The organism is Burkholderia sp. Ac-20392, from assembly GCF_017104585.1.
Classification (GTDB): Bacteria; Pseudomonadota; Gammaproteobacteria; order Burkholderiales; family Burkholderiaceae; genus Burkholderia; species Burkholderia lata.
Window position 1 is genome coordinate 1 of sequence record NZ_JAAGPB010000095.1, and the last position, 22,462, is coordinate 22,462.

At 67.1% G+C, this 22,462-nt stretch carries 20 protein-coding genes and 1 pseudogene; 10 read left to right on the plus strand and 11 right to left on the minus strand.

The genetic code is table 11. The features are described 5' to 3' along the window. Positions 1–305: pseudogene (locus G3N99_RS13830) on the plus strand (tetracycline resistance MFS efflux pump); the annotation flags it as partial. A gap of 34 nt (positions 306–339) precedes the next feature. On the opposite strand, the gene G3N99_RS13835 reads toward G3N99_RS13830, so the two are convergent. Both G3N99_RS13835 and purM read right to left on the minus strand, forming a co-directional pair. After that, positions 340–735 (minus strand): SgcJ/EcaC family oxidoreductase, encoded by a 396-nt coding sequence (locus tag G3N99_RS13835; protein ID WP_174939285.1) that lies wholly within the window; start codon positions 733–735, stop codon positions 340–342. A 114-nt stretch (positions 736–849) separates the two neighbouring features. Next, a complete protein-coding gene (purM, locus tag G3N99_RS13840; RefSeq protein ID WP_006484927.1) occupies positions 850–1,905 on the minus strand; it encodes a phosphoribosylformylglycinamidine cyclo-ligase in 1,056 nt (351 codons plus the stop codon). Between the two features lie 250 nt (positions 1,906–2,155). Here purM and hda point away from each other — a divergent pair, with 250 nt between their 5' ends. The 6 genes from hda to panB are packed head-to-tail and all read left to right on the plus strand — an operon-like array spanning position 2,156 to position 7,246. Then, positions 2,156–2,890 (plus strand): DnaA regulatory inactivator Hda, encoded by a 735-nt coding sequence (hda, locus tag G3N99_RS13845; RefSeq protein ID WP_006484992.1) that lies wholly within the window; start codon positions 2,156–2,158, stop codon positions 2,888–2,890. 11 nt (positions 2,891–2,901) lie between these two features. After that, complete coding sequence (locus G3N99_RS13850; protein ID WP_174913356.1) at positions 2,902–3,579, plus strand: HAD family hydrolase; 678 nt, start codon at positions 2,902–2,904, stop codon at positions 3,577–3,579. Between the two features lie 5 nt (positions 3,580–3,584). Then, the gene (gene pcnB / locus G3N99_RS13855; protein WP_206122657.1) at positions 3,585–5,123 is read left to right on the plus strand and encodes a polynucleotide adenylyltransferase PcnB; all 1,539 of its coding nucleotides are present in this window, start codon (positions 3,585–3,587) and stop codon (positions 5,121–5,123) included. A 35-nt stretch (positions 5,124–5,158) separates the two neighbouring features. Next, positions 5,159–5,701, plus strand: coding sequence for a 2-amino-4-hydroxy-6-hydroxymethyldihydropteridine diphosphokinase (gene folK, locus G3N99_RS13860; RefSeq protein WP_174953956.1), 543 nt, complete (start codon positions 5,159–5,161; stop codon positions 5,699–5,701). Next, a complete protein-coding gene (locus G3N99_RS13865; protein ID WP_174939281.1) occupies positions 5,698–6,384 on the plus strand; it encodes a deoxynucleoside kinase in 687 nt (228 codons plus the stop codon). Before folK ends, G3N99_RS13865 begins: the two co-directional genes overlap by 4 nt. A 46-nt stretch (positions 6,385–6,430) precedes the next feature. After that, complete coding sequence (gene panB / locus G3N99_RS13870; RefSeq protein ID WP_069247198.1) at positions 6,431–7,246, plus strand: 3-methyl-2-oxobutanoate hydroxymethyltransferase; 816 nt, start codon at positions 6,431–6,433, stop codon at positions 7,244–7,246. 126 nt (positions 7,247–7,372) lie between these two features. Here the strand turns inward: panB and G3N99_RS13875 are convergent, their stop codons facing one another. The 5 genes from G3N99_RS13875 to grpE form a co-directional block, all read right to left on the minus strand. Next, positions 7,373–9,301: a bifunctional anthranilate synthase component I family protein/class IV aminotransferase gene (locus tag G3N99_RS13875; protein ID WP_206122658.1), complete on the minus strand. Its 1,929-nt coding sequence runs from the start codon at positions 9,299–9,301 to the stop codon at positions 7,373–7,375. Positions 9,302–9,314: 13 nt separating this feature from the next. Continuing rightward, positions 9,315–10,451 (minus strand): molecular chaperone DnaJ, encoded by a 1,137-nt coding sequence (dnaJ, locus tag G3N99_RS13880; RefSeq protein ID WP_011351025.1) that lies wholly within the window; start codon positions 10,449–10,451, stop codon positions 9,315–9,317. Positions 10,452–10,719: 268 nt separating this feature from the next. After that, on the minus strand, positions 10,720–12,672 hold the full coding sequence (dnaK, locus tag G3N99_RS13885; RefSeq protein WP_011351024.1) for a molecular chaperone DnaK: 1,953 nt from the start codon (positions 12,670–12,672) through the stop codon (positions 10,720–10,722). A gap of 148 nt (positions 12,673–12,820) precedes the next feature. Beyond that, on the minus strand, positions 12,821–13,273 hold the full coding sequence (locus tag G3N99_RS13890; RefSeq protein ID WP_206122659.1) for a thioredoxin family protein: 453 nt from the start codon (positions 13,271–13,273) through the stop codon (positions 12,821–12,823). Between the two features lie 10 nt (positions 13,274–13,283). Further along, positions 13,284–13,829 (minus strand): nucleotide exchange factor GrpE, encoded by a 546-nt coding sequence (grpE, locus tag G3N99_RS13895; RefSeq protein WP_174939275.1) that lies wholly within the window; start codon positions 13,827–13,829, stop codon positions 13,284–13,286. Between the two features lie 355 nt (positions 13,830–14,184). Between grpE and G3N99_RS13900 the strand changes: the two genes are divergently transcribed. Then, on the plus strand, positions 14,185–14,346 hold the full coding sequence (locus tag G3N99_RS13900) for a hypothetical protein (protein WP_006476841.1): 162 nt from the start codon (positions 14,185–14,187) through the stop codon (positions 14,344–14,346). On the opposite strand, the gene G3N99_RS13905 is transcribed toward G3N99_RS13900, so the two are convergent. The 3 genes from G3N99_RS13905 to hrcA all read right to left on the minus strand — a co-directional run bounded on the left by G3N99_RS13905 (position 14,318) and on the right by hrcA (position 17,044). Next, positions 14,318–14,725, minus strand: a complete 408-nt coding sequence (locus tag G3N99_RS13905; RefSeq protein ID WP_011351021.1) for an RNA-binding S4 domain-containing protein — start codon at positions 14,723–14,725, stop codon at positions 14,318–14,320. The two genes, G3N99_RS13900 and G3N99_RS13905, sit on opposite strands and share 29 nt — an antisense overlap. 84 nt (positions 14,726–14,809) lie before the next feature. Further along, entirely contained in the window at positions 14,810–15,874 is a 1,065-nt protein-coding gene (gene hemH, locus G3N99_RS13910) for a ferrochelatase (protein ID WP_174984138.1), read from the minus strand. A gap of 147 nt (positions 15,875–16,021) precedes the next feature. After that, positions 16,022–17,044 carry a heat-inducible transcriptional repressor HrcA gene (gene hrcA / locus G3N99_RS13915; RefSeq protein WP_031399637.1) on the minus strand — a complete coding sequence of 341 codons (1,023 nt, stop codon included), beginning with the start codon at positions 17,042–17,044 and terminating at the stop codon, positions 16,022–16,024. Positions 17,045–17,175: 131 nt separating this feature from the next. Here hrcA and G3N99_RS13920 point away from each other — a divergent pair, with 131 nt between their 5' ends. Together G3N99_RS13920 and recN are read left to right on the plus strand one after the other, a co-directional pair. Beyond that, positions 17,176–18,078, plus strand: a complete 903-nt coding sequence (locus tag G3N99_RS13920) for an NAD kinase (protein ID WP_122944533.1) — start codon at positions 17,176–17,178, stop codon at positions 18,076–18,078. Between the two features lie 19 nt (positions 18,079–18,097). After that, positions 18,098–19,747, plus strand: coding sequence for a DNA repair protein RecN (gene recN / locus G3N99_RS13925; protein ID WP_174939271.1), 1,650 nt, complete (start codon positions 18,098–18,100; stop codon positions 19,745–19,747). 116 nt (positions 19,748–19,863) lie between these two features. Here the strand turns inward: recN and glnE are convergent, their stop codons facing one another. After that, entirely contained in the window at positions 19,864–22,461 is a 2,598-nt protein-coding gene (gene glnE / locus G3N99_RS13930) for a bifunctional [glutamate--ammonia ligase]-adenylyl-L-tyrosine phosphorylase/[glutamate--ammonia-ligase] adenylyltransferase (RefSeq protein ID WP_241011622.1), read from the minus strand. Position 22,462: the final 1 nt, after the last annotated feature.

Sequence of the window (22,462 nt, forward strand, 5' to 3'; positions counted from 1 at the left end):
TCGCCGCGTGGGTGCCGTTCGCGCTGCTGCCGCTGTTCGCCGCGGGCGGGATGACGCTGCCGGCCCTGCAGGCGATGCTCGCGCGACAGGTCGACGATGCGCGCCAGGGCGAACTGCAAGGCGCACTTGCGAGCGTGGCGAGCCTGATCGGCGTCGCGGGGCCGCTGGTCGTCACTGCGACCTATGCAGCGACACGCGCGACGTGGCCGGGGCTCGTCTGGGCCGTGGCCGCGCTGCTTTATCTGCTCGTCCCGCCGTTGCTGGCCGGTGCGCGGCCAGCCGGCGCGACACGGCCGTCCGCATGAGCGCCAGCGGGTATCGTCCCGCCCACCGCAGGGTTCAATGCGCGAGCGTCACGAGATTCGCATCGCGCACGAGCTGCCAGCGGCCGTCGGTCTTGCGGAAGATGGTCAGCGTATGGCCCGACCGGCGGATCGTCTCGCCGTCCGGCGGGGTCGCGTCGATCTCAATGAAATTGCGCATGTACGCCCAGTCGCCCAACACGCGCAGCTCGTCGATCCGGTAGCGGCCGTCGATCTTCGGCGCGTTGCCGCCTCCGGCGTTCGCGTCACGGGACGCGGCCGCAAACGCCGCCTTGTCGAACGGCGGCTTGCCGGCCACCATGAAGATCGCGTCGTCGGCGATCAGGTCGAGCACGGTTGCCAGATCGCCGCGCCGGCTCGACACGAACCAGTTGTCCACGAGCGCGCGGATCGCGTGTTCGTCCTCGGTCATCGTGATTCCCTCCTTCATCGGCGCACGTCCGTATGCCACGCAACACCCGAAAAAAAAAGCCGCCCGGATCGACTCCGGGCGGCTTTCCTTGCTGCATCTGCTGCTGGCGGTGCGTCAGACCACGACCGTCTGCGCCTCGCCTTCACGAGTCGCACGCACGGTGCCGATCTTCCACACCTGTTCGCCGGCGGCGGTCAGGTCGGCGATCGCTGCGTCGGCATCGGCCGCCGAAACGATCACGGCCATGCCGATGCCGCAGTTGAACACGCGGTGCATTTCTGCATCGGCGACACCGCCGTGCTCCTGCAGCCACTTGAACAGCGGCGGCAGCGGCCAGGCGTTCTGGTCGAGCTCGGCGGTGAGGCCTTCGCGCAGCACGCGCGGAATGTTCTCGACGAGACCGCCGCCCGTGATGTGCGCCATGCCCTTCACCGACAGCTTCTGCATCAGCGCGAGCAGCGGCTTCACGTAGATGCGGGTCGGCGCCATCAGCGCGTCGGCCAGCGAGCGGCCGTGGAAATCGGCCGACAGGTCGGGGTTCGCGCGCTCGATGATCTTGCGCACGAGCGAGAAGCCGTTCGAGTGGATGCCGCTCGATGCGAGGCCCAGCACCACGTCGCCTTCGGCGATCGTGCTGCCGTCGATGATCTTGCTCTTCTCGACCGCGCCGACCGCGAAGCCGGCCAGGTCGTATTCGCCGTCCGGGTACATGCCCGGCATTTCGGCCGTTTCACCGCCGATCAGCGCGCAGCCCGACAGTTCGCAACCCTGCGCGATGCCCTTGACGACCGTTGCCGCGGTGTCGACGTCAAGCTTGCCGCACGCGAAGTAGTCGAGGAAGAACAGCGGCTCGGCGCCCTGCACGAGGATGTCGTTCACGCTCATCGCGACGAGATCCTGGCCGACGGTGTCGTGTTTGTTCAGATGAAACGCCAGCTTGAGCTTGGTGCCCACGCCGTCGGTGCCCGAGACGAGCACGGGTTCCTTGTACTTCTTCGGCACTTCGAACAGCGCGCCGAACCCGCCGATGCCGCCGAGCACGCCGTCGCGCAGGGTTTTCTTCGCAAAAGGCTTGATCTTGTCGATGAGCGCGTCGCCCGCGTCGATGTCGACGCCTGCGTCGCGATAGGACAGACCCTGAGCGTCAGGAGCGGATTTCGGAGGATTCATGGGGGAATGCGAGAAGGTCGGTAAAATGCGATTTTACCCGAACCCGGCCCGTTGGCCGGAATTCCCAGCACCGAATCGTCAGGGATTGCATCTTGGTCAACACGTCCCCGTTTTCATCGCCGAGCGAACCGCGCCGAAACCGGCGTGGCGCCGTGCGTACGGTCGCGCGTGAAGCCCGTGAAGGCGCAGTTCCCGGCGCGTGCCCGGCGTACGGCACGCGTATTTTCAACCGACCCGCATTGTGACTGTTGTGTCCCGTCAACTGACGCTCGATCTCGGCACGCCGCCGCCCGCCACGTTCGACAACTTCATCATGAACGAGGAGAACGACGAGCTCATCTCGCGCCTGCAGAAGCTCGACCTCGCGCTCGCGGCGGGCCCCGTGCCGGATCGGTCGTTCTACATCTGGGGCGAGCCCGGCTGCGGCCGCACCCATCTGCTGCAGGCGCTCGTGAGCGACGCGTCGTACGGCTATGCGCGCTACCTGACGCCGCAAAGCCCGCTCGGCGCGTTCACGTTCGACCCGCGCATCGGCATCTACGCGATCGACGACTGCGACCGGATGAGCGACACGCAGCAGGTCGCGCTGTTCAACCTGTTCAACGAAGTACGCGCGCACCCGTCGAGCGCGTTCGTCGCGGCAGGCCCCGCGGCGCCGCTCGCGCTCGACGTGCGCGAGGATCTCCGCACGCGCCTCGGCTGGGGGCTCGTGTTCCACCTGTCGCCGCCGTCCGACGCCGGCAAGATCGCCGTGCTCAAGCTCGCGGCGAAGGAGCGCGGGATCGCGCTCACCGATGACATCGCCGCCTATCTGCTGACCCATTTCCGCCGCGACATGCCGAGCCTGATGGCGCTGCTCGACGCGCTCGACCGCTTTTCGCTCGAGCAGAAACGCGCCGTCACGCTGCCGTTGCTGCGCCGCATGTTGGCGCGTCCCGGCGACGACATCACACCACCGGGCACGGGCCCGAACCGCTTCGAGTAAAATGCGCTTCCATGACTAATCTGGCACTCTTTGACCTCGATCACACGCTGATCACGACCGATAGCGACCACGAATGGGGCCGCTTCATGGTGAAGCTCGGCATCGTCGACGCGGAAAGCTTCTCGCGTCAGAACGATCAGTTCTTCGCCGACTACAAGGCCGGCAAGCTCGACATCCACGCGTACCTCACGGCGATGCTCACGCCGCTCGCAAAATATTCGCGCGCGCAACTCGCCGAATGGCACGCGCAGTACATGCACGAGGTGATCCGGCCCGCAATGACGCCCGCCGCGCTCGAGCTCGTGCGCAAGCACCTCGATGCAGGCGACCTGTGCTGCGTCGTGACGGCGACCAACGAATTCATCACGCGCCCGATCGCCTCCGCGTTCGGCGTCGACACGCTGATCGCCTGCGAAGTCGAAACGACCGACGGGCATCCCGATTCGCCGTACACGGGCCGGCCGACCGGCACGCCGAGCTATCGCGAAGGCAAGATCGTGCGGACCGAAGCGTGGCTCGCGTCGCTCGGCAAGCAATGGAGCGACTTCACGCACACCTATTTCTACAGCGACTCGCACAACGACATCCCGTTGCTCGAGAAAGTCACCGACCCGATCGCGACCAACCCTGACGACACGCTGCGCGCGCATGCAAGCAACCGCGGCTGGCGCATCCTCGATCTCTTCTGAACGTCGTGATCAAAAAATTCATCCGCAAGCTGCTCGGCCAGGACGAAACCGAGCAAACGTCTCCCGCAACGGCCCCGGCCGACGAAGCGGCCCCGGCTACCCCGCGCGCTCCGAAGGGCGCCCGTAGTGGCGGCGCGAAGAAACCGCGCAGCAACCACGAACCGACCGTCGTGCCGGTCAGCGTGCACGGCATCAACCCGGCGCTGATCTCGAAGAATGCCGTGCGCGTGACCGACACGCTGCAGCAGGCAGGCTTCCGTGCGTTCATCGTCGGCGGCGCGGTACGCGACCTGCTGCTCGGCATCGCGCCGAAGGACTTCGACGTCGCAACCGACGCAACGCCGACCGAGGTGCAGCGCCTGTTCCGCCGCGCGCGCCTGATCGGCCGCCGTTTCCAGATCGTGCACGTGCAGTTCGGCCAGGAGCTGATCGAGGTGTCGACGTTCCGCGCGCTGGTCGATGCGCCGCCCGAGGCGGCCGCTGCCGAGCCGCCGAAGCGCCTGAAGCGCGACGAACTCGATCGCCGCACGCACGCGGTCGACGCGAGCGGCCGCGTGCTGCGCGACAACGTGTGGGGCGAGCAGCACGAAGACGCCGCGCGCCGCGACTTCACGATCAATGCGATGTACTACGACCCGTCGACGCAGACGGTGCTCGACTACCACGACGGGATGGCCGACATCCGCGCCCGCCTGTTGCGGATGATCGGCGATCCGGCCACGCGCTTCCGCGAGGATCCGGTGCGGATGCTGCGCGTCGTGCGCTTCGCGGCGAAGCTCGATTTCGAGATCGAGCCGCACACGCGCGAGCCGATCAACGCGCTCGCCGACCTGATCAACAACGTGCCGGCCGCGCGCCTGTTCGACGAAATGCTGAAGCTGCTGCTGTCGGGCCACGCACTCGCGTGCCTGAAGCGGCTGCGCAAGGAAGGCCTGCACCACGGGCTGCTGCCGCTGCTCGACGTCGTGCTCGAACAGCCGCAGGGCGAGAAGTTCATCACGCTCGCGCTGAACAACACCGATGCACGCGTGCGCGCCGGCAAGCCGGTCTCGCCGGGCTTCCTGTTCGCGACGCTGCTGTGGCACGACATGCGCCAGCGCTTCGAGCAATACACGGCCGAAGGCGAAATCCCGGTGCCGGCGCTCCATCGCGCGATGGACGACGTGCTCGACATGCAGACCGAGAAACTCGCGATCCACAAGCGTTATTCGGCCGACATGCGCGAGATCTGGGGCCTGCAGCTGCGCCTCGAGAAACGCTCGGGCCGCAGCGCGATGCGGCTGCTGGAACACCAAAGGTTTAGAGCGGGGTATGATTTCCTCCTGTTACGCTGCGAATCCGGCGAGCTCGATACGGAAGTCGGACAGTGGTGGACGGATTTCATCGAAGGCGACGCGGCTGCTCGCGAGACATTGCTCACGCAGGGCGGCACGAAGGAAAAATCGCCCCGCAAGCGGCGCCGCCGCGGCGGCGTGCGAAACCGCAAGCCGGGTGAAGGTGCTGCCGAGCAGGCACCGGACGCCTCGGGCGGTTCCGACGACTGACGCGCTCGCCGGCGAACGACGTAGGAAGTGATGCCATGACGGTTGCATATATCGGACTGGGGGCGAATCTCGGCGATGCGCGCCAGACCCTGAAGGACGCGGTGGTGTGCCTCGCGCAGCAGCGCACCATCTCGATCCTCGGCAAATCGAGCCTGTATCGCACGGCGCCCTTCGAAGCGGGCGGCGACGACTACTACAACTGTGTCGTCAAGCTCGACACGACGCTGTCGGCCCGCGAGCTGCTCGCGCTTTGCCAGAAGATCGAACATCACTTCGGCCGTGAGCGTCCGTATCGCAACGCGCCACGCACGCTCGATCTCGACATCCTGCTGTTCGGCGACGATTCGATCGATGAGCCTGACCTGATCGTCCCGCACCCGCGCCTCACCGACCGTGCGTTCGCGCTCGTGCCGCTCGTCGAGATCGAGCCGGCACTCGACATCCCCGCGCGCGGCCGTGCCGATGCCTACCTCGCCGCCGTCGCGGACCAGCGCGTCGAGAAGGTGCAGACCTGCCAGTGCCTGATGCAGAAGGCGCTCGCTGCCAGCGAAGACGCCGACAAGAACCGCTGCCGATGACCCCGACTCCCCTCACCGTCACCGCGCCCGACCTGCGCGCCCCGCACCGCTATCTCGTGATCGAAGGCCCGATCGGCGTTGGCAAGACGACGCTCGCGCGCCTGCTCGCAGAACGCTGGTCGATGCAGACGCTGCTCGAACGCCCGCAGGACAACCCGTTCCTCGAACGCTTCTATCGCGACACCGCGCGCTACGCGCTGCCCGTGCAGCTGTCGTTCGCGCTGCAGCGTGCGCAGCAGGCGCGCGAGCTGATCGGTGCGCTCGAAACGGGCCGCCCGGTCATCGCCGATTTCATGCCGCAGAAGAACGACATCTTCGCGCGGCTGAACCTGCCGGAAGACGAGTGGCAGCTCTATCGGTCGGTCGCGACGCACGTGGACGTGCCGCAGGCGCCGTCGCCCGACCTCGTCGTCTATCTGCAGGCGAGCCCTGAAGTGCTGTTCTCGCGCATCCAGAAGCGCGGGCTGCCGATGGAGCTGCAGATCAGCGACGCGTACCTGCGCTCGCTCGTCGACGCGTACAACGAATTCTTCTACCACTACGACCGCACGCCGGTGCTGACGGTCGCCGCGGAACACCTGAACCCGCTGGATTCCCCCGAAGATCTCGCCCTGCTGATCGAGCGCATCGAGACGATGCGCGGTCGCAAGGAATTCTTCGTCAAGGGCGAGACGACGCGCTGACGCGTCCTCGCCTGTTGTTCTTCACCCATTCGAAACCGGATTTCCCATGACCTATCTCCAGGAATCGAGCCGGCCTGCCGTCACGGTGCCCAAGCTGCAGGCAATGCGCGACGCCGGCGAGAAGATCGCGATGCTCACCTGCTACGACGCGAGCTTTTCCGCACTGCTCGACCGTTCGGGCGTCGACGTGCTGCTGATCGGCGATTCGCTCGGCAACGTGCTGCAGGGTCACACGACCACGCTGCCCGTGTCGCTCGACGACATCGCGTATCACACCGCCTGTGTCGCCCGTGCGCAGCCGCGCGCGCTGATTATGGCCGACCTGCCGTTCGGCACGTACGGCACGCCGGCCGAGGCATTCGCAAGCAGCGTCAAGCTGATGCGCGCCGGTGCGCAGATGGTCAAGCTCGAAGGCGGCGAATGGCTCGCCGAGACGATCCGCTTCCTCGTCGAGCGCGCGGTGCCCGTGTGTGCGCACGTAGGCCTCACGCCGCAGTCGGTGCACGCGTTCGGCGGCTTCAAGGTGCAGGGCAAGACCGAAGCCGGGGCCGCGCAACTGCTGCGCGACGCGCGCGCAGTCGAAGCGGCCGGTGCGCAGGTCGTGCTGCTCGAAGCCGTGCCGACGCTGATCGGGTCCGAAGTCACGCAGATGCTGCGCGTGCCGACGATCGGCATCGGCGCGGGCGCCGACTGCTCGGGCCAGGTGCTCGTGCTGCACGACATGCTCGGCGTGTTCCCCGGCAAGCGACCGCGTTTCGTGAAGGATTTCATGCAGGGCGAGCCGAACATCCAGGCGGCCGTCGAAGCGTACGTGCGCGCGGTGAAGGACGGTTCGTTCCCCGGCCCCGAGCATTCGTTCTGACGTCCGGCGCGGTGCCGGCGATGCGTTCGCCGGCACCTCGACGAAAAAAAGCGCGGCGCCCTTTGCGGGGCGCCGCGCTTTTTCTTTCCTACGCTGCCAGCACTGATCGATTATCCGGCGGCTACTTCACTTCAGTACCGCGTCGAGCGCGCCGCGCAGCGCGTTGGTCAGCAACAGTCCCTCCGCACGCGCGAGATCGTCGCGGGTCACGACCCGTTCCGTCGCGCCGAACGCACGATCGTCGAGCAGCACGCCGCGCATCACACCCGGCAGCACGCCGGACTCGAGCGGCGGCGTCACCCACCGGCCGTCGAGCTTCACGAACAGGTTCGAGCGGCCGCCTTCCGTCACCTCGCCGCGCTCGTTGACGAACAGCATGTCGAAGCCGCCAAGCGCCTCCGCCGCCTGCCACGCGCGATCGTATTCGGCGCGGCGTGTGGTCTTGTGCAGCAGCAGCGCATCGCCCGCACGAGTCGGTGCGAAGCCGTGCGCGGACGCCAGCAGCACGCCGACCGGCCCTGCCGGCAGCGGCTTGAGCGGTGCCGCGATGATCTCGATCGTGCCGTCCTTCGCGAGCGCAAGCTTCATCCGGTAAGCGCCGTCGCCGTCGAGCGCCGCGCAACGCGCGTCGATTTCGCGACGCAACGCATCGGTGTCGAAGCGGAAGCCGAACGCATCCGCGCTACGCTGGAGCCGCGCGAGATGGCGATCGAGATGCCGGATGCCGTCCGCACGCGTGGCGGCGGTCGTTTCGAACAGCTGGAAGCCGGGATCGGCGTCCGTCAGGAATCGCGCTTTCAATTCGCACTCCGCATATTCGTCGGCCGCGACACTGTCGAGCACGATGCCCGCGCCGACACCCATCGTGCCGCGGCGCCGGCCGGCGATTGCCGTTGCCGGATCACGTGTTTCGGTATCGGCCACACCGGCACTGCCATCACCTTCGCCGGCGGCATCGAGCGTCAGCGTACGGATCGCGACCGACAGGCAGAAATCGCCACAACCTGCCAGGCGATCACCTGGCGCGTCGGAATCCGCGCGTTGCTTCGCAGCGTCAAGCCAGCCGATCGCGCCCGTATAGAGCCCGCGCGGCGTCGACTCGATCGCGTCGATCAGCTGCATCGTCTTGTACTTCGGCGCGCCCGTGATCGATCCGCACGGAAACAGCGCGCGCAGCATCTGCGCGAACGTCGTCCCGTCGCGCCAGCCGGCCTCGACCGTCGACGTCATCTGCCACACCGACGCATACGGCTCGACTGAGAACAGCGCCGGCACGCGGACCGTCCCGGTGCGCGCGATCCGCGACACGTCGTTGCGCAGCAGATCCACGATCATCACGTTTTCCGCACGGTTCTTCGGATCGTTCGCGAGGAACGTGGCCGCCGCCGCATCGTCGCGAGGATCGGCCGAACGCGGTGCCGTGCCCTTCATCGGCCGCGCACGCAGTACATCGCCGTGCTTCTCGACGAACAGCTCGGGCGAGCACGACACGACCCACGCACCATCGGGCAGCGCGATCAGTGCGCCGTAGCGCACGGGCTGGCGCGCACGCAGCCGCCGGTACAGCGCGAGCGGCGTGCCGAACACGTCGAAGTTCAGCCGGTACGTGTAGTTGACCTGATACGAATCGCCCGCGCGCAGCGCGTCGTGCACCGCCGCGATCGCCGCGTCGAACGCATCGCGCGACACGCTCTTCCCGACATGCGCGACGCCCGCGATCGACGGCGTGCCGCCGCCATCCTGCTGCGCGAGCCACGCGTTGACTTCGTCCCGCGACAGGCGCTCGCAGCGCGCATACAGCAAAAAGCGCAGCGGGGCATGGCCCGGCTGCGCTCGTTGCAGATTGCGTCCGAATTCGTAATCGCCAACGACGACCGCATGCAGCCCGTCGCGCAGATCCTGCGCCACGGCCGCGTCGACCTCGTCGAGTCGAGCCGGATCCGTGCACACACGTTCGCGCACGAACCCCGAATACAAACGACTCGACCGCGCGAGCGCGGTCGAGTCGCAATCGTCCAAGAGCGCGAACGACGCGCTCTCGTTGCCATCAGTCATGCTGTTACTCGAGTTACTCGAAGAAGCTCTTCACACGGTCGAACCAGCTCTTGCTCTGCGGGCTGTGACGCGCGCCGCCCTCGGCCAGCGACTTCTCGAACTGCTTGAGCAGGTCGCGCTGGTTGTCGGTCAGCTTCACCGGCGTCTCGACCTGCACGTGGACGTACAGATCGCCCGCGATGCTCGAACGCAGCCCCTTGATGCCCTTGCCGCGCAGGCGGAACGTCTTGCCCGACTGCGTGCCTTCCGGCACCGGGAACGACGCACGGCCGGCCAACGTCGGCACCTCGATCTCGCCGCCGAGTGCGGCGGTCGTGAACGGGATCGGCATCTGGCAGTGGAGATCGTCGCCGTCGCGCTCGAACACCGAGTGCGGCTTGATGTGGATCTCGACGTACAGGTCGCCCGGCGGCCCGCCGTTGATGCCCGGCTCGCCGTTGCCGGCCGAGCGGATCCGCATCCCGTCGTCGATCCCGGCCGGGATCTTCACTTCGAGCGTCTTGGTTTCCTTCACCTTGCCCGACCCGTGGCAATGCACGCACGGCTCGGGGATGTAGGTGCCCGTGCCGTGGCACTTCGGGCAGGTCTGCTGGATGCTGAAGAAGCCCTGCGACATGCGCACCGTGCCCTGGCCGTGACAGGTCGGGCAGGTTTCCGGCTTCGTGCCGGGCTTCGCGCCCGACCCGTGGCAGACCTCGCACGACACCCAGCTCGGCACGCGGATCTGCGTGTCGTAGCCGTGTGCGGCCTGCTCGAGCGTGATTTCCATGCTGTAGCGCAGGTCGGCACCGCGATACACCTGCGGGCCGCCACGGCCGCCGCGCGCGGCGCCGCCCGCTGCCTGGCCGAAGATGTCGCCGAAGATGTCGCCGAACGCGTCCGCGAAACCGCCGAAGCCCTGTGCGCCCGCACCGCCCATGTTCGGATCGACGCCCGCGTGGCCGTACTGGTCGTACGCTGCCCGCTTCTGGCCGTCCGACAGCATTTCATAGGCTTCCTTCACCTCCTTGAAATGCTCTTCCGCATCCTTGTTGTCCGGATTGCGGTCAGGGTGATACTTCATCGCAAGCTTGCGATACGCCTTCTTGATTTCGTCGTCGCCCGCATTCTTCGCGACGCCCAGAACCTCGTAGTAATCCCGTTTCGCCATATCGATTCACTGTGCCGCCACGCATCGCGCACGCGGCGGCTCCTTTCGCCTGCAGTAAAGTCTCTCGACTCGTCTGGCACTGCGCCCGTCTACGGACGGCTCGTGCAGCACCCGCCAAAAAACAAATGTGCCCGGAGGGCCGCGAAGCCCGCCAGGCGTGGAGTCGATCCGGCCATCCGGAAGGAAAGACAGACCGCTTGTCAGCCAACCCGTCAGCCGCGCCGCGCGCGGGTTGCGCGCGCGGCGTGCGGCACCGGGGCAACCCGGCTTAGTCCTTCTTCACTTCCTTGAACTCGGCGTCGACGACATCGTCGGCAGCCTGCTGCGCGCCGCCCGCGTGGGCCGCGCCTTCCGCTGCACCCGCTGCGCCGGCCGCACCTGCTTGCTGGGCCTGCATGTCGGCGTACATCTTTTCGCCGAGCTTCTGCGACACCTTGCCGAGCTCCTCGACCTTCGCGTCGATCGCAGCCTTGTCGGCCGACGAGTCCTTCAGCAGTTCCTCGAGCGACTTCAGCGACGCTTCGATGGCTTCCTTCTCGCCCGCGTCCAGCTTGTCGCCGTACTCGGTCAGCGCCTTCTTCGTGCTGTGGACCAGCGCGTCGCCCTGGTTGCGCGAATCAGCCAGCTCGCGCAGCTTGTGGTCTTCCGCTGCGTTTGCTTCCGCGTCCTTGATCATCTGGTCGATTTCAGCTTCGGACAGACCCGAGTTCGCCTTGATCGTGATCTTGTTTTCCTTGCCGGTCGCCTTGTCCTTCGCGCCGACGTGCAGGATGCCGTTCGCGTCGATGTCGAAGGTCACTTCGATCTGCGGCACGCCACGCGGTGCCGGCGGGATGCCTTCGAGGTTGAACTCGCCGAGCAGCTTGTTGCCGGCTGCCATTTCGCGTTCGCCCTGGAACACCTTGATCGTCACGGCGCCCTGGTTGTCGTCCGCCGTCGAGTACACCTGAGCGTGCTTCGTCGGGATCGTCGTGTTCTTGCTGATCATCTTCGTCATCACGCCGCCGAGCGTCTCGATGCCGAGCGACAGCGGGGTCACGTCGAGCAGCAGCACGTCCTTGCGGTCGCCCGACAGGACCTGGCCCTGGATCGCCGCGCCAACTGCGACAGCCTCGTCCGGGTTCACGTCACGACGCGGATCCTTGCCGAAGAATTCCTTCACCTTCTCCAGCACCTTCGGCATACGCGTCTGGCCGCCGACCAGGATCACGTCGTCGATGTCCGACACCTTGACGCCTGCGTCCTTGATCGCGATGCGGCACGGTTCGATCGTGCGCTCGACGAGGTCTTCCACCAGCGCTTCCAGCTTCGCGCGGGTGATCTTCAGGTTCAAGTGCTTCGGGCCCGACGCATCCGCCGTGATGTACGGCAGGTTGATTTCGGTCTGCTGGCTCGACGACAGCTCGATCTTCGCCTTTTCAGCGGCTTCCTTCAGGCGCTGCAGCGCGAGGACGTCTTTCGACAGGTCGACGCCTTGCTCCTTCTTGAATTCGCCGATGATGTAATCGATGATGCGCTGGTCGAAGTCTTCGCCGCCGAGGAACGTGTCGCCGTTGGTCGACAGCACTTCGAACTGCATTTCGCCGTCGACGTCCGCGATTTCGATGATCGACACGTCGAACGTACCGCCGCCGAGGTCATACACGGCGATCTTGCGGTCGCCCTTCTCGACCTTGTCGAGGCCGAACGCGAGCGCGGCTGCGGTCGGCTCGTTGATGATCCGCTTGACTTCGAGGCCCGCGATGCGGCCGGCGTCCTTGGTTGCCTGGCGCTGGCTGTCGTTGAAGTACGCCGGCACCGTGATCACGGCTTCCGTGACCGGCTCGCCGAGGTAGTCTTCGGCCGTCTTCTTCATCTTGCGCAGCACTTCCGCCGAAACCTGCGGCGGCGCGAGCTTTTCGCCGTGTGCTTCAACCCATGCATCGCCGTTGTCGGCCTTGACGATGGTGTACGGCATCAGGCCGATGTCCTTCTGGACTTCCTTCTCTTCGAAGCGGCGGCCGATCAGGCGCTTCACTGCGAACAGCGTGTTCTTCGGGTTGGTCACCGACTGACGCTTGGCCGGCGCGCCGACGAGCACTTCGTTGTCGTCCATGTAGGCGATGATCGACGGCGTGGTGCGCGTGCCTTCCGAGTTCTCGATGACCTTGACCTGGTTGCCTTCCATGATGGCGACGCACGAGTTCGTGGTGCCGAGGTCAATACCGATGATCTTTCCCATTTTTTCCTAATCTCCAGAAATGCTTGTTTGCTGCGCAAAACCCCGCGTTTTGGGGCGGTTTTGCGCGCCAGAATTCAACTCTGTTCCCGAAATGCGTCCGTCCGGTCCGTTTTCAAGACCCGACGAGCGATGCGGATATTAAATTTTTTCAATCGCCGCCGGCTAGCGGATCGCCGCCCGGCGGATCGCCACCCGCCGCGGCGATTTTCGCGCGTGCCGCCGACACCGCTGCCTGGAACTGCGCGAGGCCATGCCAGCCCGTCGCGCGGCCGAGCCGCTTGCCGCGGTGGAAGAAGAACCACGTCGGCACGCCGTACAGCCCGAAGCGGCGCCCCAGCTGGTGGTGTTCGTACACGTTGCAATGGAACCACTTCAGGTCCAGCGCGTGGATCGCGTCGGGCTGGGCGAGCATCGCCTTCTTCGCGATCTCGCAGTTGAAGCAGTCGACGCCCCAGAAGAACACCACCGCGAGCGCATCGCCCGCGCCGTCGATCGCCGCGTCGAACGTGCCGGCGTCCAGCGCCTGCATGTCGAACGCGCCGCCCAAGGGGACTTCCTTCGGGGCGTCGAACATGGCCGGATCGACGCCGGCGGGCAGCATCGCGACGGCCTTACTTCGGCTGCGCGACGGTGACGAGCGCCGGACGCAGCACGCGGTCGGCGATCGTGTAACCCTTTTGCAGCACGGCGACGACGGTGTTCGGCTCCTGCTCGGCCGGCACCATCGAAATTGCCTGGTGCTGGTGCGGATCGAACTTCTCGCCGACCGGGTTCAGCGCGACGACACGGCCCTTCTCGAGCGCGCTCATCAGCTGGCGCAGCGTCAGTTCGACGCCTTCACGCACCTTCGCGATGTCGCCGGACGTGTCGTTGACGGCCGCTTCCAGGCTGTCCAGCACGGGCAGCAGGTGCTCTGCAAAGCTCTCGATCGCGAACTTGTGCGCCTTCGAGACGTCGTCCTGCGCGCGGCGGCGGACGTTCTCGGTCTCGGCCTTCGCCCGCAGGAAGCTCTCCTGCAGCTCGGCGACCTTGGCTTGAGCCTCCGCGAGCGCCGCGTCGGCTGCTTCGGCGGCGGGAGCGGCGCCTTGCGCCGTCTGCTTCTCGCTGCCGATATCTTCGGCCGATGGGGTAGCCGGGTTCTCTTGCGTGTTTTCCATGTCGCTGAAAGTCGATTAGAGGTTGAAGCCAAATCGGCAACCGCCGGATCGTATATCCGGTGGCACCGCACATTGCTGGTGCAAATAAGGGTGAAAACTACGATTTCAAGAGGGTTATTCGCCGGCATTCACCAATGCCGCGAAACAACCGCGCGTCACGCCGGGGCATTGCCCGCATAGTCCGCCAGATCGGGCGAAACGGGCTGTAACAACGCTTACCTGGCAAGTACTAGCTTGGCACAGGCCCGCTGCACTACACTCCACTCAAGCGTCGGAAAAGCGTGTTTACCCCTAGCTGACCGCCGCCTGACATCCACCTGGCGCCGTTTTCACCCTTCTTCTCGAGGGGAGTACCGTGAAACTGACCTTTGCGATCTCGGTGGTCGCGCTGGTACTCATTGCCGGCACCACCACCATCTGCCTGTCCGGAGCCGTTACCGACCGCACGACCGAATACGGGAGTGCGCGGGCGACGTTCGACCAGATGTTCAGCTCCCACCAGAAAATCTGTCGATGATGCGCCGGTCGCGCTTCGTCGGCCGGCCGTGCAATTCCGCCGCCGGCTCGCGATACGTGCGGCGCCGCTCCAGTTCGGCGAGCCGCGCGGCCCGCCCCGCTTCCGTTTCCGCGTAAAGCGTCTGCGCGACGCTCGCCGGCCCGCGCACGTCGCACACACCGAGCACGGCAATGTGCCAGACGATGCCGTCGATCGCAATCTCGACCTCGTCGCCCACGCGCACTTCCTTCGCAGGCTTGACCGCCGCGCCGCCGATCTTCACGTGCCCCTTGTCGACCGCATCGGTCGCAAGCGAGCGCGTCTTGAAGAACCGGGCCGCCCATAGCCATTTGTCGATGCGCAGCTTCGCGCCCGGTTCGGTCGATATCTTGTAATTCATCGCAGCCTCCGCCGGGCCGCCCCAAGGAGGCTGACCGCCCCCTCGGGGGGCAGTGAACGAAGTGAGCGTGGGGGTCGTTTCATCTCAGCTCACCGTTTCGGGCTGCGCGGCCCTGACCGGCCAGCCCTGCAGATTCTCGGCGACGATCTCGCCGAGCGCGCCGATCCACGCGGGCGCGCCGTTCAGGCACGGAATGCGGTGGAACGCCTTGCCGCCGCCGGCGAGGAACTCGTCGCGCACTTCCATGCCGATCTCCTCGATCGTCTCCAGGCAGTCGGCCGTGAAACCGGGACAGAACACGTCGGCCCGCCGCACGCCGGCCTCGCCGAACTCGCGCAGCGTCGGCGCGGTGTAAGGCTGCAGCCATTCGGCCTTGCCGAAACGCGACTGGAACGTGACGCGGCATTCGGTTGTCGACAGCCCGAGCGCGGCCATCAGCAGCGCACCCGTCTGCTGGCACTGGTCGTGATAGGGGTCGCCGAGGTCGAGCGTGCGCTTCGGCACGCCGTGAAAGCTCAGCACGAGCTTGTCGCCGGCCGCGAAATCGGGCCGGCCGTGCTGCGCCCAATATTGGCGCACCTGCTCGGCCAGCGCATGGATATAGGCCGGATGGTCGGCGTAGTGCCGCACCGTGCGCACCTCGGGCTGGTTGCGCATGCGCGCGAGCGCGTCGAAAGCGGCGTCGAAGGCCGTGGCCGTGGTCGACGCCGAGTATTGCGGGTACATCGGCATCAGCAGCACGCGCTCGACGCCCGCACGCTTGAACTGCGCGAGCGCGTGCGAAATGTTCGGGCTGCCGTAGCGCATCGCGTAGTCGACCGTCACGTGATAGCCGTTCGACGTGAGCAGATGCCGCACGCTGTCCGTCTGGCGCTCCGTGTGCACGCGCAGCGGCGAGCCCTCAGGCATCCAGACCGCCGCGTATTTTTTGGCGGACGCACGGCCGCGCAGCGGCAGGATCAGTGTGCGCAGCAGCACTTGCCAGACGGCCTGCGGGATCTCGACGACCCGCGGATCCGACAGGAATTCAGCCAGGTAGCGCCGCACCGCGCGCGGCGTAGGGGCGTCGGGCGTGCCGAGATTGATCAGCAGCACACCGATGCGATGGGCAGCCGCGGTGCTCGAAGGCGGCTCAAGATCGAAACGCATGGGCAATTACGTGCTCGGGGCACGGGACCGGACGGCTCTCAATTATAGCGGGCCGCCCCGCACCGGTCGGCTGGCCGTTCGGCCGACTGCCTACTTACGCAGTGTCGCGGCACGATGACGGGGCGGGATCGGGCTAGCGATGGCGGGCTACTGCTGGCTCAGCGTGAGCGACAGCAGGCGCGCGGTGATGTCGACGATCGGTATCACGCGGTTGTACGCCATGCGGGTCGGGCCGATCACGCCGAGCGTGCCGACGATCTGCCCATTCACCTCGTAAGGCGCGGTGACGACGCTCATTTCCTCGATCGGCACGAGCGTCGATTCGCCGCCAATGAAGATCTGCACGCCCTGGGCGTGGCTCGACACGTCGAGCAGTTGCAGGAGGCCCGTCTTTTGGTCGAATACGTCGAACAGCTTGCGCAGCCGCGCCATGTCGGACGAGAGATCCGCCACCTCGAGCAGGTTGCGCTCGCCGGAAATCAGCACGGTGTCCTCGGTGTCGGGCACCTCGGTGCTGGCCGTCACGGCCGCGTGCATCAGCGCGGTCATGTCGCCGCGCAACTGGTCGATCTCGTCGCGCAGGCGGCGGCGCACCTCGTCGAACGACAATCCGGCGAAATGCGCGTTGATGTAATTGGACGCCTCGGTCAGTTGCGACGGCGAGTAATCGCGCGGTGTCGCGAGCATCCGGTTCTGCACGTCGCCCTCGGGCGTGACGATGATCAGCAGGATGCGCTTGTCCGACAGGCGCATGAACTCGATCTGCTTGAACACGTGGCTGCGGCGCGGCGTCAGCACGACGCCCGCGAACTGCGACAGGTTCGACAGCACGCTCGCGGCGGCCGCCACGACCCGCTGCTGCGGCTCGCCGGCCTGCAGCGTGTTCTGCACCTGCCGCGCGACGGCTTCGGCGTCGATCGGCGCCTCGACCGTCAGCATCGTGTCGACGAACAGCCGGTAGCCGCGCGGCGTCGGCACGCGGCCGGCCGACGTGTGCGGGCTCGACACGAGGCCGAGTTCCTCCAGGTCGGACATCACGTTGCGGATCGTCGCCGGGCTCAGCTCGAGCCCGGAGTAACGGGACAACGTGCGCGATCCGACTGGCTGACCGTCGGCGATATACCGTTCGATCAGGGTTTTCAGGAGGGTTCGTGCGCGAGGATCTAGCATGGTGGAAAATTTTAGCGCAACCGCGCGACCGCGGCGAGTGGCGTCGGCTACCGTTGCGCGGGCCGGCCCGATCCGGCCCCGCCTGCGCACAGCCGGTTCTTTTCGTCAACGAGCTATGGTGTAATGCCGGCATGAAAACCGGTAATCAGTTCAACACTGTCGCGCTCGTCGGCCGGAGCAACACGCCCAACATCGCCGAGCCGCTCGCCACGCTGGCCGCCTGCATCGCCAAGCGGGGCTTCGAGGTCGTCTTCGAAGCCGAGACCGCGCGCGAGATCGGCATCACCGGCTACCCGGCGCTGACCCCGGCCGAAATCGGGGCGCGCGCCGACGTGGCGGTCGTGCTGGGCGGCGACGGGACGATGCTCGGCATCGGCCGTCAGCTCGCGCCGTACAAGACACCGCTGATCGGGATCAACCACGGGCGGCTCGGCTTCATCACCGATATCGCGGCGGCCGACATGCAGGCGCTCGTCCCGGTGATCCTGTCGGGCAAGTTCGAGCGCGAGGAGCGCGCGCTGCTCGAAGCCCGGATCATGCGCGACGGCGAACCGATCTACCACGCGATCGCCTTCAACGACGTCGTCGTGAACCGCAGCGGCTTCTCCGGGATGGTCGAGCTGCGCGCATCAGTCGACGGCCGGTACATGTACAACCAGCGTTCGGACGGCCTGATCGTCGCCACGCCGACCGGCTCGACCGCTTACGCGCTGTCGTCGGCCGGCCCGATCCTCCATCCGCAACTGGCGGGCATCGTGCTCGTGCCGATCGCGCCGCATGCGCTGTCGAACCGGCCGATCGTGCTGCCCGACGATTCAAAGATTGCGATCCAGATCGTCGGCGGGCGCGACGTCAACGTGAACTTCGACATGCAGTCGTTCACCGCGCTCGAACTGAACGACACGATCGAGGTGCGCCGCTCGAAGCACACGGTGCCGTTCCTGCACCCGATCGGCTACAGCTACTACGCAACGCTGCGCAAGAAGCTGCACTGGAACGAACACGCCTCGAACGAAGACGACAAGGCGTCCTGACGCCGCTCCGCCCGACACCATGCTCCGCCACCTCTCGATCCGCGACTTCGTCATCGTCGCCGCGCTCGATCTCGAATTCGACAGCGGCTTTTCCGTCTTTTCCGGCGAAACCGGCGCCGGAAAATCGATCCTGATCGACGCCCTTGCCCTCGCGCTCGGCGAACGCGCCGACGCGAGCGTCGTGCGCATCGGCTGCGGCCGCGCCGACATCACCGCCGAATTCACGCAGCACGACCGCGTCGCGCGCTGGCTCGACGAACACGCGTTCGACGCCGAGGACACCGTGATGCTGCGCCGCGTGATCGATGCGAACGGCCGGTCGCGCGCGTTCATCAACGGCACCAGCGCAACGCTCGCGCAACTGCGCGAGCTCGGCGAAATGCTCGTCGACATCCACGGCCAGCATGCGCACCAGCTGCTGATGCGGCCCGACGCGCAGCGCGAGCTGTTCGATACGCACGCGGGGCTCGTCGCCGACGCCGCAAACGTCGCGCGCGCATGGCGCGTGTGGCGCGACGCGACGCAGGCGATCGAGGCCGCAAAAGCGCACGAGCGCGAGCTGCAGCTCGAACGCGAAAAGCTCGCCTGGCAGCTCGCCGAGCTCGACAAGCTCGCGCCGCAGCCCGGCGAATGGGACGAAGTCAGCAACGAGCACAAGCGCCTGTCGCATTCGGCAAACCTGATCGAAGGCGTGCGCGGCGCGCTCAACGCACTGTCCGAGTCCGACGACGCGATGCTCGCGCAGCTCGGCGCGATCGTGTCGAAGCTGCGCAGCCTCGCCGACTACGACACCACGCTCGGCGACGCGCTCGCGTCGCTCGAACCGGCCGAGATCCAGCTGCAGGAAGCCGTCTATTCGCTGTCGCACTATGCGCAACGCGTCGATCTCGATCCCGAACGGCTCGCGCAGGTCGAAACGCGCCTCGATGCGCTGCACTCGACCGCCCGCAAGTTCCGCTTGCCGCCCGACACGCTGCACGAAGAACACGCGGCCCGCCGCGCGCAGCTCGCCGCACTCGATGCGGCCGCCGATCTCGGCGCGCTCGAAGCGGTGCAGGCCAAGGCGCGGGAAGCCTATCTCGCCGACGCCAGGCATCTGTCCAAGGCACGCACCCAGGCCGCCAAGACGCTCGGCACGGCCGTCACGGCCGGCATGCAGGAGCTGTCGATGGCAGGCGGGAGCTTCGAGGTCGCGCTCGTGCCGCTCGCCGACGGCGGCCCGCACGGGCTCGAGCAGGTCGAATTCCGGGTCGCCGGGCACGCTGGTGTGCCGCTACGGCCGCTCGCGAAGGTTGCGTCGGGCGGCGAACTCGCGCGGATCAGCCTCGCGCTCGCGGTGATCGCCAGCGCGGCAAGCCCGACGCCGACGCTGATCTTCGACGAAGTCGATACGGGGATCGGCGGCGGCGTCGCCGAAGTGGTCGGCCGCCTGCTGCACCAGCTCGGGCGCGATCGCCAAGTGCTGTGCGTGACGCACCTGCCGCAGGTCGCCGCGCGCGGCGACCACCACTTCCAGGTTGCGAAGGGCTCCGACGACCGTGGCGGCACGGTGTCGTCGGTCATCGCGCTCGATCGCGCCAACCGGATCGAGGAAGTCGCGCGGATGCTCGGCGGGCTCGAGATCACGGCCACGACGCGCAAGCACGCGAAGGAAATGCTGGCGGCCTGACGCCGGCCATCCGTTTTCCGTTCATCGAATGCAAAAAGACCGGCGCACGCGCCGGTCTTTTTTTGGCACGGCGGCGCGATCTCGCCCGCGCTGCCGCACCGCATCGAACGGCCGTTTCAATTATCCGTTTCAACCGCCCCGAACACGCGCGTCCACAGCGCCGTCACGGCCGCCCGCTCGTCGGCCACCACGGCCGGATCGACCCGCGCCTTCTCCATCCCGTCGAGTCGCAGCTTGTGCTGCAGCTTCCGGTACTTGCGGTACGCCGCGCCGACCCGCTCGGCCTCGTCCTCGCCCATCAGCCCGAAGCGCGCGACCTCGCGCAGCAGCGCGATGTTGCCCGTATTGCGGATCAGCTCGGCGTCGCTCGACGCGTGCAGCAGCACCCAGTACTGGACGATGAACTCGATGTCGACCATCCCGCCGCGATCGTGCTTCAGGTCGAACAGCTCGGTCTGGTTCGGGTGGCCGGCGAACACCTTGCCGCGCATGTCGACGATTTCCTTCGCGAGCACGCCGCCGTCGCGCGGCGTCGTCAGCACCTGCTGGCGGATCGCCTCGAAGTCCGTGCCGATCTGCGCGTCGCCCGCACTGTAACGGGCGCGCGTCAGCGCCTGGTGCTCCCAGACCCACGCGGTATTCGCGGCATCGCCCTCGCGCAACTGGTAGCGACGGAACGCGTCGAGATCCGTGACGAGCAGCCCGGCCTCGCCGTTCGGCCGCAGCCGCAGGTCGATGTCGAACAGCGCGCCCGCCCCGGTCGCGGTGGTGAGCCACGTGATCAGCCGCCGCGTGAAGGTCGTGTAGACGTCCGCCGAGCGCTCGTCCGCGTCGTCGTACAGGAAGATCAGGTCGAGATCGGATGCGTAGCCGAGCTCCTTGCCGCCCAGCTTGCCGTACGCGATCACCGCGAACTTCGGCACGTCGCGATGGCGCTTCGCGAGCTGCGACCAGACGACTTCGATCGTCACGTCGAGCACCGCGTCGGCCAGTTCCGACAGCCGGTCGCTCACGTGTTCGACCGACAGTTGCCCGGCCAGATCGATCAGCAGGATCCGGAATACCTCCGCGTGCTGCGCGTGCCGCAACAGGTCCATCTGTTGCTCGGGGCCGTCGGCCGCGGCAAGGCGCGCACGCAGTGCGTCCTTGAACGCGGGCCAGTCGAACGGGCTCGCGATCGCCTCGTCGTCGAGCAGTTCGTCGAGCAGCTGCGGATGGCGGATCAGGTAGCCGCCGCCCCAGCGCGTCGCGCCGAGCACCGACAGCACGCGGTCGAGCGCGGCCGGATATTCGGTCAGCAGCGCGAGATAGACGCCGCGCCGGCTGACCGTCTCGAGCAGGTCGAACAGGCGCACGACCGTATCGTCGCGGCGCGCCGCGTCGATCTTCGGCGCGGCGTCGAGCGCCCGCTGCGCGACGCTGTCGAAGCGCTGCCGGCTCTTTTCCGGCAGGCCCGAGTAGCGCGACGACTGCCAGATCGCGCGCAACCGGCCGAGCACCGCGGCCGGATCGGTAAAGCCGAGGCCGTCGAGACGCGCGACCAGTGCGTCGTCCTCGCCGTCGTCGGCCAGCGCGCCGCTCCAGATCCACGCGGCGGCCGTGTCGTCGCCGGCCGCGCACGGTGCGCCGCTCGCCTTGTCGGCAAAAATCTGGTCGAACTGCGCTTCGACGAACGTGCGGTGGCCGTCCAGCACCGCCATCAGCGCTGCATAGTCGGCAAAGCCGAGCGATGCAGCCAGCGCCGCGCGTTCGTCCGGCTCGACCGGCATCGCGTGCGTCTGCGCGTCGTTGCGGTACTGCAGCCGGTGCTCGAGCGTGCGCAGGAAGTTATAGGCGTCGGTCAGGCCCGCGCGCACATCCTCGCCGATCAGCCCGCGCGCCTGCGCATGGCGCAGCACCGCGAGCGTCGGCCGCACGCGGAATTCCGCATCCTGACCGCCGCGGATCAGCTGGAACACCTGCGCGCTGAACTCGATCTCGCGGATCCCGCCGCGCCCGAGCTTGATGTCGTCGGCCTTGTCGGGCCGCATCGACGCGCGACGCGCGGCTTCCTGCCGGATCTGCTGGTGCAGCGAGCGGATCGCACCGATCACGCCGAAGTCGAGATAGCGGCGGTACACGAACGGCTTGACGATCGACTCGAGCTGCGACTCCAGCCGCTGCGCCGCGTCGCTGTCGCCTTCCGATACGAGCCGCCCCTTGATCCACGCGTAGCGCTCCCACTCGCGGCCCTGCACGTAGAAATATTCTTCGAGCATGCCGAGGCTGCAGACGAGCGGCCCCGAATCGCCGTTCGGACGCAGCCGCATGTCGACGCGAAACACGTAGCCGTCGGCGGTGACTTCCGACAATACGCCGATCAGCCGCCGGCCGAGCCGCGTGAAGTATTCCTGCGTGGACAGCGGCGAGCGCGCGCCGCCGGTCGTCTCGCCGTCGTCCTCGTAGACGAAGATCAGGTCGATGTCCGACGACACGTTCAGCTCGCGGCCGCCGAGCTTGCCCATCCCGACCACGCCGAGCACGACGCGCTGGCCGTCGGCGCCGCGCGGCTCGCCGTACAGCGCCTCGAGCTCCGTCGACAGCAGCGCGAGCGAGCGCTGCACGGCCACTTCCGCGAGATCGGTCATCGCGCCCGTCACCTCGGTGACGTCCGCCAGCCCGCGCAGGTCGCGCTCCGCCACCGCGCCGAATGCCTCGGCGCGCAATTGCCGCAGT

What these genes read in the sequence shown, in the direction of transcription:
- folK (WP_174953956.1), top strand. Translation starts at nt 5,159, where the DNA reads ATGACGGTTGCATATATCGGACTGGGGGCGAATCTCGGCGATGCGCGC.
- hemH (WP_174984138.1), bottom strand. Translation starts at nt 15,874, where the DNA reads ATGCGTTTCGATCTTGAGCCGCCTTCGAGCACCGCGGCTGCCCATCGC.
- G3N99_RS13905 (WP_011351021.1), bottom strand. Translation starts at nt 14,725, where the DNA reads ATGAATTACAAGATATCGACCGAACCGGGCGCGAAGCTGCGCATCGAC.
- G3N99_RS13865 (WP_174939281.1), top strand. Translation starts at nt 5,698, where the DNA reads ATGACCCCGACTCCCCTCACCGTCACCGCGCCCGACCTGCGCGCCCCG.
- G3N99_RS13850 (WP_174913356.1), top strand. Translation starts at nt 2,902, where the DNA reads ATGACTAATCTGGCACTCTTTGACCTCGATCACACGCTGATCACGACC.
- hrcA (WP_031399637.1), bottom strand. Translation starts at nt 17,044, where the DNA reads ATGCTAGATCCTCGCGCACGAACCCTCCTGAAAACCCTGATCGAACGG.
- grpE (WP_174939275.1), bottom strand. Translation starts at nt 13,829, where the DNA reads ATGGAAAACACGCAAGAGAACCCGGCTACCCCATCGGCCGAAGATATC.
- purM (WP_006484927.1), bottom strand. Translation starts at nt 1,905, where the DNA reads ATGAATCCTCCGAAATCCGCTCCTGACGCTCAGGGTCTGTCCTATCGC.
- recN (WP_174939271.1), top strand. Translation starts at nt 18,098, where the DNA reads ATGCTCCGCCACCTCTCGATCCGCGACTTCGTCATCGTCGCCGCGCTC.
- dnaK (WP_011351024.1), bottom strand. Translation starts at nt 12,672, where the DNA reads ATGGGAAAGATCATCGGTATTGACCTCGGCACCACGAACTCGTGCGTC.
- G3N99_RS13835 (WP_174939285.1), bottom strand. Translation starts at nt 735, where the DNA reads ATGACCGAGGACGAACACGCGATCCGCGCGCTCGTGGACAACTGGTTC.
- G3N99_RS13875 (WP_206122658.1), bottom strand. Translation starts at nt 9,301, where the DNA reads ATGACTGATGGCAACGAGAGCGCGTCGTTCGCGCTCTTGGACGATTGC.
- dnaJ (WP_011351025.1), bottom strand. Translation starts at nt 10,451, where the DNA reads ATGGCGAAACGGGATTACTACGAGGTTCTGGGCGTCGCGAAGAATGCG.
- panB (WP_069247198.1), top strand. Translation starts at nt 6,431, where the DNA reads ATGACCTATCTCCAGGAATCGAGCCGGCCTGCCGTCACGGTGCCCAAG.
- G3N99_RS13920 (WP_122944533.1), top strand. Translation starts at nt 17,176, where the DNA reads ATGAAAACCGGTAATCAGTTCAACACTGTCGCGCTCGTCGGCCGGAGC.
- G3N99_RS13890 (WP_206122659.1), bottom strand. Translation starts at nt 13,273, where the DNA reads ATGCTGCCCGCCGGCGTCGATCCGGCCATGTTCGACGCCCCGAAGGAA.